We start from the raw sequence: 14,237 nt of genomic DNA, 5'->3' as shown, positions 1-14,237 counted from the left end.
TTTTCAAGGCCATGAAAAATCTATATTCCCTGACAATGAACCATTAACCATGATCCATGAACTGCGAAGCAACTAATTAATAATCATCGCCACCACCACGGTGCGGGCGATCTTCTTCATCAAAGCCTTCGTCGTCGGCAAATTCGTTGCCAAATTCATCTTCTTCTTCCTCTTCGGCCTCGTGTTTTTCTTCCGGCAGCTCGTCAACTTCTGTGTCTGTTACTTCCGAAAAATCCTCAGCATCCTCGGGTGTAAAAGCCATCTCATTCAGGAAGTCGAAATCCTCGTTTACAGGCGGCAATACGGTTGGGTTAAATACGTTACCGAATTGTTTTGGCGCTTCGCCAACGGATTTTATAACGGCTGGATAAGTTGTACCCGGTGTTTCGTCAAGGATGATCTTCATCAGTTCGACGTGAAAATCAAAAGGACGATCGAAATTAAAAGTGTAGTAAAATTTTTGGTGCGGATCGTCAATAAAACTCAGCAGTTTTACATTGCTCATTAATGATACGCCACGGTCAATCCTTTTTTGATTGGGTAAATAAGTAATTTCTTCACCCTTTGTCCATTGATCATTACTGATATAAAAAGAAGATGAAAACTCGGGATTGTAACCGGTTGACTGGTGTATTGCGCGGTGGAGATCCTCGAAGGTTTGATTTGATTTAACATCAATTTCTCTCATCACATCATCATAATCTTCGAAAGTTACCCTGAACCTGTATAGTGCCATTGTTTTTGTGAATTTTGGGGACAAAAATAATCTTTTAATTCAATTTTGTGTCTGCCACAACTTTTAAGCCAATTTCTAAACCTTTGGCAATTGTAAAGTTTAAAGCCGCTTCGCGGGTGTTTGGAATTTCGCCTTCCAGTATGGCTTCTCGTATCTGATTTTTGATAATTCCTACCTCACGACCCTCTTTAAGGCCAAAAAGCTGCATAATATCAATACCGGTAACGGGTGGTTGCCAGTTTCTGATGCTATCGCGCTCTTCAACATCTTTTAACTTTTGTTGAACAAGCTCAAAATTGTTACGATACTTTTTTACTTTATATTCGTTTTTGGTGGTGATGTCTGCTTTACACAACAGCATCAGGCCTTCAATATCATCTCCTGCCTCAAAAAGCAACCGGCGTACAGCCGAATCGGTAACAATAGACTGTGATAATACAATAGGGCGCAAATGGAGTTGTACCAGTTTTTGCACCTGCTTCATTTTTTCGTTAAGCGGCAGTTTTAACTGGGCAAATATTTTTGGTACCATGCGTGCACCACGATCCTCATGGCCATGAAATGTCCAGCCGTGGCTGGGTTCAAAACGTTTGGTGGCCGGTTTGGCAATGTCATGTAATATAGCGGCCCAGCGCAGCCAAAGATCGGGCGTGGTTTCGCAAATATTGTCCAATACCTGCAAGGTATGATAAAAATTATCTTTATGACCCTTACCGTCAATATAATCAACGCCGTACAGGTTGGCCATTAACGGAAATATTTTATGCAAGAGGCCGGTATCAAATAAATAGTTGAAACCTATAGATGGCACCGGCGACAAAATGATCTTGTTCAACTCGTCGGTAATGCGCTCCTGCGATATGATGCTGATGCGGTCGGCATTGTTCCTGATCGCTTCTACGGCGATATCATCTATCCGGAAATTGAGCTGTGTAGCAAACCTGATGGCCCGCATCATACGCAGCGGATCATCAGAAAAGGTTTCATTCGGGTTAAGCGGTGTCCGAATTAGTTTTTTTTCCAGGTCGGCTATGCCGCTAAACGGATCGAGCAGATCACCAAAAGTATCCGGGTGCAGGGAAATAGCAAGTGCGTTGATGGTGAAATCGCGGCGTTTCTGATCGTCCTCCAAAGTGCCATCCTCTACGATGGGTTTCCTGGAATCGCGACGGTATGATTCTTTACGGGCACCTACAAACTCCACTTCCAGGTCCTGATATTTAAGGGATGCTGTCCCGAAGTTTTTATACACGGCTACCTTTACTTTCAGTTTAGTCGCCACAGCTTCGGCAAAAGCAATACCGTTACCTATAATTACAATGTCGATATCTTTTGAAGGGCGATTAAGGAAAATATCGCGCACAAAGCCACCAATAGCATAAACCTGCAGATTGTGCTGCGCCGCAAGTTTTGATATTATAGAAAATACAGGGTGCTGAAGGTGGGCTTTCATGTAGCTTAATAAAATTCTGAGTTCTAAAACCTAAATTCTAAAACGAAGGTCAAAGGTAATGGTAAATCCTAAGTTCTAAAACATAAAAAAAGAATCAAGAGCTAAGAGTCAAGAATCAAGACAAGTCGCTATACCTTTTAATTTGCGCTTTAGTCTTGTCTTTTGATTCTAACCTCTTGACTCTCTCTTCTACCTGCGTAGAAACTCAAACCGGCCATCGGGAGCCAGTTTCATAATGGTTGATGGGTTTTTAATTTCTTTGCTATGCTGATCAATATCAACCACATAGTCAACACCATCAATAACCTCCTGATCGATCTGTGAAAAATACTGCGGGGATGGTTTCCCGCTGATATTAGCCGAGGTTGACACCAGAGGTTTGCGCAATCGCTGTATCAATTGCTGGCAAAACTGGTGACTGGTAACCCGGATACCGATGCTGCCATCAGGAGCTATTAAAGCCGGTGAAATATTTTTTGCACCTGGCATAACCAGGGTCAAAGGGTTTTCGGTATACTCGATCAGATCATAAGCCAGGGCATTAACCTCCTGTACATAGCTTTCCAGTTTGTTTTCGGTATCCAGCAAAATGATCATGCTTTTGGCTTCATCGCGCTGTTTTAGGCGATATATCTTTTGCACGGCTTCGGTATTAGTGGCATCACAGCCAATACCCCAAATGGTATCTGTAGGGTACAGGATAATGCCGCCTTCCTGTACTATTTTAAGCGCTTTGGCAACTTCGTCTTTAAGCATGGTTGGTATATTTTATTAGAACCAAGAGTCAAGAACCAGGAAAATAGTTAAATATTTTTTCCTCTTGATTCTTGGTTCTAATATCTTAATTCTTGATTTAATGCGTTTATAATTTGCAATTCATCCAGCAGTTCCATACAACGCGGAACGCCATAAAGCTTGCAGGTATTGCGTACACAAGGTTCGCAGGTTAGTTTACCATAACGCAGTACGGTTAAATTTTGTTTGTTATAAGGAGCCGTGTTATGCTCATTGCCGGCGCCAAACAATACGATAACGGGCGTACCCACACTATTGGCCAAATGGGCCGGACCGGAATCGGTAGTTAACATGGCCACGCTTTGCGCCATCAGGCTGCATAAACCCGGCAGATCGGTTTTGCCGGCATAATTCTCCAGCCTTTCGGGGTTTTCGGAACCGGTAATAAGCTGACTTACAAAATCTGCTTCCTTAGGCGAACCGATCAATCCAAAAATTACGTCCGGAAAAGCAGTGCTTAATTTATTCAACAGTGCCCGTCCTTTATCCAACGGCATTCTGCGGGATGATGCTTCTGAATTAAAATTGATCAGCACCCGGTTGTTTTGTTTAGGTTCTGTTACGGGGGCATTCAGCTTAACCTGTTTATGAGTTATGGCTTTACCGGTAAATTGCTCCAATAAGGATACATATTCATCAACCCGGTGTTGGTTAACAGGCTTTTTGAGAGAGTTGGTCAGCAAAAAGAAGCCGCCTTCTTTACCAAAGCCTACCCGTTTTTTTGCTCCCGTGGCCCAGGCCATCACCAACGACGAAAGGGATTGGGGCAGATTAAAAAAGAGGTCGTATTTTTCGGATTTCAGATTTTTACCAAAGCGATAAACACCACCCAGGCCGCTAAATTCCTGTTTTGAAAAAGGATGGATTTGGGTTAAGCCCGGTATAAGGGGGGCTATGTTGCTGAGCTCTTTTTTGATGATCACATCGATCTGAGCATCAGGATAAAGCTGGCCAACCGCGTTAACAAATGCGGTGCTCATCACCACATCGCCAAGCCAGTTGGGCAGCCTTATCAGTATTTTCATTCTATGTTGATTAGGTGAGTAGTTGATTAAGTGAATGGTTGATTAAACTACTCACTTAATCCAACATAATCAACCAATTATTAAACCGCTACGTTATTTTCCCTTAACGCGTCGTTCAATGATGTTTTTTTATCGGTTGATTCCTTGCGGGTACCGATGATCAGGGCACAAGGTACCTGGTAATCGCCGGCAGGGAACTTTTTGGTATATGAGCCCGGGATAACTACTGAACGTGCGGGTACACGACCTTTATATTCAACCGGGGTTGAACCAGTTACATCAATGATCTTGGTCGACGCGGTTAAAACCACATTGGCACCCAATACGGCCTCATGTTCTACATGCACACCTTCAACCACAATAGCACGTGATCCAAGGAAACAGTTGTCTTCAATAATAACCGGGGCAGCCTGTAATGGCTCCAGTACACCGCCAATACCAACACCACCGCTTAAATGTACATGCTTGCCTATCTGCGCGCATGAACCTACAGTAGCCCAGGTATCAACCATAGTACCTTCATCAACGTAAGCGCCAATGTTTACGTACGATGGCATCATGATAACACCTTTTGCCAGGTAAGCGCCATAACGGGCAATACCGTGAGGTACCACGCGTACACCGGTAGCTTTATAATTGGTCTTCAGTTTCATTTTATCATGAAAAACAAAAGGGCCAACCTTAATTTCTTCCATCTGACGGGTAGGGAAATACAGCACTACTGCTTTTTTAATCCACTCGTTCACATGCCAGCGTGAACCAATTGGTTCGGCTACACGGATCTCGCCTTTATCTAAGCGTTCAATAACGGTTTCGATAGCGGTGGTATATTCATTATAGTTCAGCAGATTCCTGTCTTCCCAGGCATCTTCAATCAGTTTTTTAAGATCTTGCATTGGTAAAATTAAACTTTTGGCAAATTAAAGGAATTTTAGGGAGAATTGGTTGAAATTAGGCGATTAGTCGCTAACCTTTTAAAACAAGTAAAACTACAGAAGTTAAAGTTGAGCAGTAAAGGCAAACCCTAAAGGTTCGGAAGAAGAGTTTTACCTGCTTAATATTTTCTTGGTCACAAATTCATCAAAAAAGTAAGTGCGGTAAGCATTGCCAATGGATATTTCATACTTGCGTATGTTCACCGTGTTATTATCAAAAGCGGTTATTTGATTAATGTTGATGATATAAGATTTGCTGATACGGGCAAAAAGGTTTTGGGGCAGTTGTTCATGAATGGTTTTAATATTCATGGCCGTTATGATCTTTTGATCGTCGGTTTGCATTACTACATAATCTTTAAGTCCTTCTATAAACAGGATGTCTTTAAAATAGATCTTAATATATTTCCGGTCGGCTTTAACAAAAAAATAGTCCTCCGCTATGTTCTCAATTTTGTTGTTCGAATGATCGGCTTTTAAAATATCCTGGTAAAACTGTGCCCTATTCACCGCTTTCAGAAAGCGTTCATACCGTATGGGTTTAATGAGGTAGTCAATAGCTTCAACCTCAAAACCTTCTAAGGCATATTCTGCATAAGCGGTGGTGAAAATGAGTAAGGTTTTTGCGGGTATCATTTTGGCAAACTCCATTCCGCTGATGCCTGGCATTTGAATATCCAGAAAAATCAGATCAACTGCGGTCTCATTAATAAATTTTGCCGCAGCATTGGCGCTTCCAAAACTATTAAGTAATTGTAGATTAGGGGTTTTGTTGATAAATAACTGAATGGCCTCCCGTGCTAAGGGTTCATCATCTACAATGATACAATTCATAGGATAATCTTTAAGTCTACACGAAATTTATCTTTATCATCCTGGATCCGGAAAAAATGCTTTTCGTGATAAAGCAATTCCAATCTCCGCTTTACATTTCCCAGCCCCAAGCCGCCATTACCATTATTATTATTGCTGATCATTTCAAGCCGGGGTTTTGAATTGATACAAATAAAATTGATCTCGTTATGCTTTACTTTAAAAAATACATGAATATAGGATGTGTTTTCGGCATCCATGTTGTGCTTCACCGCATTTTCAACAAAGGTAATAAAAAGCGAGGGTGATACCTGCACCCCACTAATGTCTCCCTCACGTGACATGATAAACTCAAAATTATCACGCCGTATTTTTTCCAGGTTCAAAAAATCTTCCAGAAAACGGATCTCCGCGGTAAGCAAAACTTTGTTCCTGGTACTATCATAAAGCTGGTAACGGAGCAGGTCGCTTAGTCTCATAACCACTTGCGATGCCTTTTCCGGATTGGTTTGTGTTAGTACATTAACATTGTTGAGCATGTTAAATAAAAAATGTGGATTGATCTGGTTTTTTAACTGCTCTAATTCGGCTTGTATGGTAACCGTTTCCAGATCATTGATACGCTGGTTAACAATAATAGAATGCTGAAATAATTTAATGGCAGCAGAGGCCGCTATCAGGATCAGAAATATCAACGTTATAAAAGTAAAGAGCAGCACACTGGGGTTTTCGTTGCTTGTCTTATTATGGAATTTAAAATAAGGGTTGATCAGGTATCTTCCCGATACAAAAAACAACAAAGCCACCACAAATAGTACAATTACCCAAATAAAGTATTTTACGTAGCTGGCATTGTATACATAACGAGGTATCAACACGTACATGTTAATATAAAACAGCAACATCAGGATAAGAAAGAAGGTAATTTTTAAATAGGTGTTAACCGGCTCAATAAAGGTGTCCTTCGTGCTTGAAAATATAGCCCCGAGAAATAAGACCAGTGCAATATGCCTGTAAATTCTATATTTCGTGCTGCTTAAAAATTGTATCAGCATATCATTATTTAACTGCTTTGTGTCGGTTTCAGGTTTCATTGAATGAATGATCTTTAAAAATAAACATTTTAAACAGGTTGTAAATTTTGTTTATACCAAATGTGTAAATTATTATACCAAATGTTAGTTTAATAATTTTATTAATACTCATCTGAATTTGCTTAACGCTCACGTTTTTTAGTATAAGCGATAGCGCACTTGCTATAATTTATACGGGGTTTCGTATAAATTAAAATAGTTTAGTGACTGATAAAGATACCTTAGTGCTATATGCAAATGGCCAGATCGATCTTTACTATTTTCATAACACTGACCGCCATTGCCGCTTATGCCCAAAAGAAGGTTACCATTAACGGTACTGTTAAGGATGCTGCTACAGGCGAATCCTTAATAGGCGCTTCCATTACCCTTCAGGAACTTTCGGCAGTTGGAACAGCTACGAACAATTATGGCTTTTATTCACTGGCTGTTACCGAGGGGGAATATACATTATTATTTACCTGCGTTGGGTATAAAACGGTCACTCAAAAAGTATCTCTTCATAAAAATGAGGTTATTAATATATCCTTATCTCCCAAAAATAGTTTGCAGGAGGTTGTTGTGAGGGCCACTCGATTTAGCAATGACAATGTGGTATCGCCACAGATGGGGGTTGAGAAATTGAACATGACGCAGATAAACCAGGTGCCAGTGCTTTTAGGCGAAAGGGATATCCTGAAAACGATAACCCTGATGCCTGGTATCAAGTCGGCAGGCGAAGGTAATACCGGCTTTTATGTGCGTGGCGGCGGATCTGATCAAAACCTGATCTTGCTGGATGGGGCCCCGATATATAACGCGTCGCACTTATTGGGTTTTTTTTCAACATTCAATTCTGATGCTATTAAGGATGTTAGTATCTATAAGGGAGGCATGCCGGCGGAGTATGGTGGTCGTTTATCTTCGGTTTTGGATGTTAAGATGAATGATGGTAATGATAAAGACTTTACGGTACAGGGTGGTATCGGCCTTATTGCTTCGAGAATTAAAGTTGAAGGCCCGATTGTAAAAGATAAAGGATCATTCATGGTGAGCGCCCGCAGAACATATATCGATCTTTTTTTAAAAGCGGTACCGGACTCAAGCATCAACGGAAGCTCCATATACTTTTATGATATCAATGCCAAGGCAAACTATCAGTTCGACGATAAAAATGCCATTTATATATCCGGGTATTTAGGCAAAGACGTTTTGGGTTTGAAAAATGTTTTTGGAACAAATTGGGGAAACTCGGCGGGGACTATCAGGTTTACCCATTTGTTTGGCAGCAGGCTGTTTTCCAATACTTCATTAATCTACAGTAATTATAATTACATGGTAGAAAGTTTTCAGAATAATGATGGCTTTAAAGCCACCTCAAAAATAACTGATGCTAACCTGAAAGAAGATCTGCAATACTCCATCGCCAATAATCATGTCCTAAAATTTGGATTTAATATTTTACACCATGATATCGCCCCTGGTGATATAACAACCACCCAGAAGTCGGCTTACAATGACAAACATGTAGAACAACGCTATGGATATGAAACTGCCGCCTATTTAAGCGATGAATGGAAAGCCGGCGACCATTTAACAATACTGTACGGGGTAAGGCTTAGTGGTATGTTTTTATTAGGTCCCGGCACATTTAAAACCTTTAACAGCGATGGTGCCGCTACATCTTCTATAACCTATGGGGCAGGAACGGTGGTGCGGCGGTATTTTAACCCGGAGCCCCGTTTTTCGGCGAGTTACACTATTAATGATGATAACTCCCTCAAGGCCTCTTACAGCCGTAATACCCAAAATATACACTTGCTCAGTAATTCTACCAGCAGTACCCCAGTAGACCTTTATGTGATGAGCAGTAAAAACATTAAACCAGAAATAGCCGACCAGGTATCTACCGGTTACTTTAAGAAGTTTAATGACAATAGCTACGAGTTTTCGGTCGAAGTGTATTATAAATGGCTGCAGAATCAAATTGATTATAAAGACGGGGCACAACTGCTGGTTAATCAGGATGTAGAATCACAGTTAACTTATGGCACAGGAAGGGCGTACGGTATTGAATTATTTTTAAAGAAAAAATATGGCCGTTTTACCGGTTGGATAGGGTATACCCTGTCAAGAACCGAAAGAAGGTTTGATGCCATTAACAACGGAGCCTATTATCCGGCAAGGCAGGATCGCACGCACGATGGTTCTGTTGTAGGCATTTATCAGCTCAGTAAACGCTGGACATTTTCGGGCACTTTTATTTATGGCACCGGGAATGCCGTTACTTATCCCACCGGGAAATATAATGTAGGCGGCCTAACTACTTTTTCTTATTCTAAACGGAATAACTACCGCATGCCTTCATCAAACAGATTGGATATAGGCGCCACGCTTGAAGGTAAAGAACATAAGCGGTACCATTCCAGCTGGACATTTAGTGTTTATAATGTATATGCACACAGGGATCCTTATAGCATAAGCTTCAGGGACAGTAAAACCGATCCGAACATGACGGAGGCTGTTGAGACCAGCATTTTTGCTACGCTGATCCCATCAGTTACCTGGGACTTTAAATTTTAACTTAAACATACTCATATGAAAACTCCCCTATTTTATTTGATGTTGCTCCCCTTTATGCTGGTCATCTCGGCCTGCGATAAGGTGATTGATGTACAGTTAGTTAATGATTCTGATAAGTTGGTGATTGAAGGAAATATTACCAATGTATCGGGCACTCAAACCATAAAGCTAAACACCAATGTTGCCTTTACAAATACAAATACCTATCCGCCGGTAACAGGTGCGCAGGTAAAGGTGAATGATCAGTATGGTAATGTTTATACGTTCCAGGAAAGCTCGCCCGGTATTTACACAATACCCACAATGGCAGGGATTAGTGGTGGTGTTTATAAGCTAAGTGCAACAATCAAGGGTAAAACCTATGATGCCAGTTCAACGATGCCGGCACAGGTGGCTTTAGATAATGTGAGGGCTTTTAAAGACAATTTTAGCACTGATGATAACAAGAGAAAAATAACGGTTTATTATCACGATCCTAAAGGTGTTGGCAATCAATATAATTTTTTGCTGTATGTTAATGATGTGCAGGTTAAACGTGTTTTTGCTAATAATGATGATTTTACAGATGGCAATAAAGTTACTTTTGACTTAGCACAGGATGATATAGGTATATACGCAGGCGATAAAGTAACTGTTGAAATGCAGAGTGTTGATAAAACCATGTATACCTACTGGTTCACGTTAATGCAGCAGGGCTATAAAGGCCCCATTGGAGGGGTAACACCATCAAACCCACCCAGTAATATTACTCCTGAAGCGTTGGGCTATTTTAGTGCCCATACCAATCAAATTAAGACTATTACGGTAAATTAATAAAAATCTTTACGAGGATAATCCCGTATACTTTAACTTTTCGTGCATGGAAGTAAAAGTATACGGGATTACTGTTAATTAAGCCACTGGCTTCTCTTTATATTCGTCGCTGATGTTTACGCGCAGGCGTTTCATAGGAGCCAGCTCAGATTCATAAACTTTCTTCTGTCCGTCGCCCAGGGCGGTTTCCACATCGCGGATATCGCGTACCAGGCGTTGCAGGCCTTGTGGCTCAACAGAAGCGGCGTGGTCCGATCCCCACATGGCCCGGTCAAGTGTAAAATGGCGTTCCACAAAGGTAGCACCCAGGGTAACGGCTGCTACAGTAGTAGCCAGCCCGGTTTCGTGACCCGAATAGCCAACCGGGATTCCCGGGTATTTGGCTTCCAGGGTTTGTATCATTTTCAGGTTCAGCTCCTGCAGCGGGCATGGATAAGCCGAGGTAGAGTGCGCGATGAACAGCGGATAATTTTCATCAAAGGCCATCACATAATTCATGGTAGCCTCGATCTCTTTGATGGTTGACATTCCGGTTGACAGCATCAGCGGTTTGCCGGTTTCCAGGATGCGCTGTATCAGTGCGAAATCAGTTAATGATGCCGATGCCAGTTTGTACATAACGGTATCAAACTGCTCCATAAAATCAACCGATGGCACGTCCCAGGCCGATACAAACCAGTCGATACCCAGTTTTTTACAATACTGATCGATGGTAGCGTATTCTGCTATGCCAAACTCTGTTTTGCGTTTGTAATCAATATAGGTTATACGGCCCCATGGGGTATCGCGCATAATTTCCCACTGATCTTTAGGTACACAGATCTCCGGGGTACGTTTCTGAAATTTAACGGCGTCGGCTTTAGCGGCTACGGCTTCGTCTATCAGTTTTTTGGCTGTTTCCAATGAGCCGTTGTGGTTAATACCAATTTCGGCAATAATATAGCTTGGCTGACCTTTACCGATCACCTTGCCATTGTTTAAAGTAATGGTGCCATTAAGGCTGCTGCTCGAAAACGCGTTACTTTTAGCATCGATGATCAATTCGGCAAATTCGCGAAAGCAACCTTCACCACCGTTTAGTGTGCAAATAATGTCCACCTCGTTTTTGATACGGGGCAGGGCATCTGCAGGGCATGCGGTTAAACCGGCCAGCCTTATTACTTCCAGATCATTATGATCGTCGCCGATGTAGGCTATTTCTTCGCGCTTTAAGTTCAGGCGATCGCATATTTCCTTAAAAACAGCCACCTTGTCTTTTATGCCCAAATGCAGTTCTGTTATTTGTAATTTTTCGGCTCTTTTAGCTATGGATGGTGATAGTTCGCCGGTAATAATACTGGTTTGTACACCTGCATATTTGCGTAACCGTTCAACGCCCATGCCATCGCGCATGTTAAATTTTTTCAGGTCCTCACCATTGCTGCCATAATAGACTCCGGCATCAGTTAATACGCCATCACAATCGGTTATCAATAATTTGATACCTGCCGCTTTTTGTTTTAAGATTTCATTCATCGGGTTTGTGAATTAAATTGCCAATCGGCATAAGCCTTTCGCAAAATCCATTTTTTAGGTTGTGACCTTCAGGGGTCTTTTTATTTTTATAAAAATATTTTCCTTTACAAACCGGGCAAACCGGATTTATTGTAATTGATTAAATGTAAGGCGGCAGCTTTTACATAATGCGAAATTTAGATTATGAAATTATTAAGTAATGGCCTGTAAATTAACCCTGTATTTACAAGGTGGATGAAGGCTTATCTGGGGTATCTTAAAGCGTCATTGCGAGGTACGAAGCAATCTCTATGCTATACAGAGTTAACCTTTCTGATTGATTTGCTTACGTAGAGATTGCTTCGTACCTCGCAATGACGTACTATTTTATGCTCTGCATGCGCATAGAGAGGGATTAGGCGAAGGGTAGATCAGGTGAGTCGGCTTTTAAAATTTGCTTTGCCTCCACGCATTATTAATGTTAAGGATTTCTTAATTTTGAAGTTCGACTTTTACCCATGCCCGAAAAAGAAAAACTGAGGATAGATAAATACCTGTGGGCCATCAGGCTTTTTAAAACACGTACGCTGGCATCCGATGCCTGTAAGGCGGGGCGTGTAAAACTGGATGGCAAAAATATCAAGCCATCATACGAAGTAAAAATTGGCGATACTTACCAGGTAGCTAAAGGAATTGAACGTAAGGTGGTGCGCGTAACCGGTTTGCTCGAAAATCGGGTTGATGCCAAAACCGCGGTGAATTTTTATGATGATATAACTCCTGTGGAACAAACGCAGGCCTTCAAATCCATGTTTCATGCGCCTGTATTAAAGCGGGACCGGGGTACGGGCCGCCCAACCAAGCGCGACCGCCGCGAAATTGATGATCTGAAAGACGATTATTTTGACAAGAAGGAAGAGGAGAGCGAATAGGGAGATATATTCTAAAGGATAAAAACAGGATGTCATGGTGAGCCCGTCGAACCATAGTGGGCAGGCCTCTGCGCGCGAGTCTTCGACGGAGCTCAGACTGACAAGGCCTATATTCTTTATACGGCTTCTACAACATTGTCATCCTAAGTGCCTAATAGATCCTTCGCTGCGCTCAGGATGACAAGTCTGTTAGTTTTTAGTAATCCGTTTTATTTTCTGTTGTTTCCCAAAGTTTAAAAGCCTTTATGGCCTCGTCGCGAAGCAATTGAACAAAAGGTAATTTACGTTCGGCCATCGGGCTTTCCAGTTCGTTATAAATAAAATGATCGTCAAAGCCAATAGCGGCAGCATCGGCCTTGGTATTGGCATAATAAACTTTATCAATACGCGCCCAGTAAATAGCGCCCAGGCACATGGGGCAGGGCTCGCAGCTGGTATATATTTCACAGCCCGACAGATCATAAGTCTCCAACTCCTGGCAGGCCAGGCGTATCACCGAAACTTCGGCGTGAGCGGTAGGGTCATTAGTAGGTACCACACGGTTGGCGCTGCGGGCCACAATCATTCCATCTTTTACTATAACGGCGCCAAAAGGACCGCCGGTGCCCTGCTTTACATTATATTCAGATAGTTCAATAGCTATCTGCATAAACTTTTCGTGAACCGTATTTTGCATATACTTCTAAATTAAAAAAACCTCAGCCGAAGTTGAGGTTTTTAAAGTTAATATTTTATGATTTTTTGAAGGCTGATCTCATCTGCATATTTGCACATCTAAAATCTGCACATCCGAAAACTTACTTCTTGTCTTTAGCGTAAGCTTCGTTCAGGCGTTTTACCACATCGGCAGTGACATCTAATGACGGATCGCCATATAATACCGTTGGGTTGGCTTTTGAATAAGTTAATACCAGTTTGTATCCTTTTTCTTTAGCGTATGCCTTTGTAAAATCAGCTATTTTATCATACAGTTTAGCATTTTCAGTTGCCTGTAATTGTTGAAACTCGGCACCGGCATTTTGCTGATAACCCTGTAACTCCTGTTGTTTACGTTGTAAGCGCTGCTCGGTTGCTTGGCGTTGGTCGGCCGGCATGGTAGCTGCGTTTTTCTGGTATTCGGCACCTTCCCGTTGAAAGGCCTGAATTTTTGCCTGCACATCGCCTTGGGCAGATTTACCCTTTTCTTCCAAACGTTTATTCATGTCTTTTGAATAATCGTATTTGCTTAATAAGCTGTCAGAATTGATATAAACAATGGTTTCCTTATCCGTAGTTGGCGCAGTTGTAGCGGCAGTTGCAGGTTTGTCGGCAGTTTTATTTTGATTGCAGGCGGCTATGCTTCCGGCAATTAATATCCCTAATGTGAATTTTGTTAATGTTGAAGCCGTAGTTTTCATTTAATTAATTGATTTTTTCGTGTTTTATTTAGCTGGCGATCGTTAAAAATTGCGCCTTTATTTATTTTTTATCAAACTCCTTTGTGCAATTATAACGTTTTGTGCAGCTGCACACGAAGGTTTATCTTTTTTAAGTAAAAATTTTGACAAATATAATCTTTCATTACAAGTATCCTAATCAGATGTGC

Annotated in this window: 13 protein-coding genes; 3 read left to right on the top strand and 10 right to left on the bottom strand. The window is 41.5% G+C overall.

The annotated features are described in order from the left end of the window. Positions 1-76: 76 nt before the first annotated feature. From AC57BQ_RS17140 to AC57BQ_RS17110, 7 genes are all read right to left on the bottom strand, one after another. Positions 77-736 (bottom strand): IS1096 element passenger TnpR family protein, encoded by a 660-nt coding sequence (locus tag AC57BQ_RS17140; RefSeq protein ID WP_496407447.1) that lies wholly within the window; start codon positions 734-736, stop codon positions 77-79. Between the two features lie 34 nt (positions 737-770). Then, entirely contained in the window at positions 771-2,189 is a 1,419-nt protein-coding gene (locus AC57BQ_RS17135) for a CCA tRNA nucleotidyltransferase (RefSeq protein WP_496407446.1), read from the bottom strand. A 189-nt stretch (positions 2,190-2,378) separates the two neighbouring features. After that, positions 2,379-2,945 (bottom strand): L-threonylcarbamoyladenylate synthase, encoded by a 567-nt coding sequence (locus tag AC57BQ_RS17130; RefSeq protein ID WP_496407445.1) that lies wholly within the window; start codon positions 2,943-2,945, stop codon positions 2,379-2,381. 77 nt (positions 2,946-3,022) lie between these two features. Continuing rightward, a complete protein-coding gene (locus tag AC57BQ_RS17125; protein ID WP_496407444.1) occupies positions 3,023-4,009 on the bottom strand; it encodes a glycosyltransferase family 9 protein in 987 nt (328 codons plus the stop codon). Between the two features lie 80 nt (positions 4,010-4,089). After that, complete coding sequence (locus AC57BQ_RS17120) at positions 4,090-4,905, bottom strand: 2,3,4,5-tetrahydropyridine-2,6-dicarboxylate N-succinyltransferase (RefSeq protein ID WP_496407443.1); 816 nt, start codon at positions 4,903-4,905, stop codon at positions 4,090-4,092. A 150-nt stretch (positions 4,906-5,055) separates the two neighbouring features. Continuing rightward, complete coding sequence (locus AC57BQ_RS17115) at positions 5,056-5,778, bottom strand: LytR/AlgR family response regulator transcription factor (protein ID WP_496407442.1); 723 nt, start codon at positions 5,776-5,778, stop codon at positions 5,056-5,058. Next, entirely contained in the window at positions 5,775-6,851 is a 1,077-nt protein-coding gene (locus tag AC57BQ_RS17110; protein ID WP_496407441.1) for a sensor histidine kinase, read from the bottom strand. Before AC57BQ_RS17110 ends, AC57BQ_RS17115 begins: the two co-directional genes overlap by 4 nt. Before the next feature lie 237 nt (positions 6,852-7,088). Between AC57BQ_RS17110 and AC57BQ_RS17105 the strand changes: the two genes are divergently transcribed. Together AC57BQ_RS17105 and AC57BQ_RS17100 are read left to right on the top strand one after the other, a co-directional pair. Further along, positions 7,089-9,413, top strand: coding sequence for a TonB-dependent receptor (locus AC57BQ_RS17105; RefSeq protein WP_496407440.1), 2,325 nt, complete (start codon positions 7,089-7,091; stop codon positions 9,411-9,413). A gap of 15 nt (positions 9,414-9,428) precedes the next feature. Continuing rightward, complete coding sequence (locus AC57BQ_RS17100; RefSeq protein ID WP_496407439.1) at positions 9,429-10,226, top strand: DUF4249 domain-containing protein; 798 nt, start codon at positions 9,429-9,431, stop codon at positions 10,224-10,226. Between the two features lie 78 nt (positions 10,227-10,304). On the opposite strand, the gene AC57BQ_RS17095 is transcribed toward AC57BQ_RS17100, so the two are convergent. Beyond that, positions 10,305-11,741 carry an N-acetylneuraminate synthase family protein gene (locus tag AC57BQ_RS17095; protein ID WP_496407438.1) on the bottom strand — a complete coding sequence of 479 codons (1,437 nt, stop codon included), beginning with the start codon at positions 11,739-11,741 and terminating at the stop codon, positions 10,305-10,307. 497 nt (positions 11,742-12,238) lie between these two features. Between AC57BQ_RS17095 and AC57BQ_RS17090 the strand changes: the two genes are divergently transcribed. After that, on the top strand, positions 12,239-12,652 hold the full coding sequence (locus AC57BQ_RS17090; RefSeq protein ID WP_496407437.1) for an RNA-binding S4 domain-containing protein: 414 nt from the start codon (positions 12,239-12,241) through the stop codon (positions 12,650-12,652). A gap of 196 nt (positions 12,653-12,848) precedes the next feature. Here AC57BQ_RS17090 and AC57BQ_RS17085 read toward each other — a convergent pair whose 3' ends face one another. After that, positions 12,849-13,328: a nucleoside deaminase gene (locus tag AC57BQ_RS17085; protein WP_496407436.1), complete on the bottom strand. Its 480-nt coding sequence runs from the start codon at positions 13,326-13,328 to the stop codon at positions 12,849-12,851. A gap of 121 nt (positions 13,329-13,449) precedes the next feature. Beyond that, complete coding sequence (locus AC57BQ_RS17080) at positions 13,450-14,049, bottom strand: OmpH/Skp family outer membrane protein (RefSeq protein WP_496407435.1); 600 nt, start codon at positions 14,047-14,049, stop codon at positions 13,450-13,452. Positions 14,050-14,237 lie beyond the last annotated feature (188 nt).

The sequence above is a fragment of the Mucilaginibacter sp. BGA-UO-ETr-C110 genome, assembly GCF_059567985.1.
Note: the sequence above shows the minus strand (reverse complement) of the source record. Positions and strands in the feature narration are given on the sequence as shown.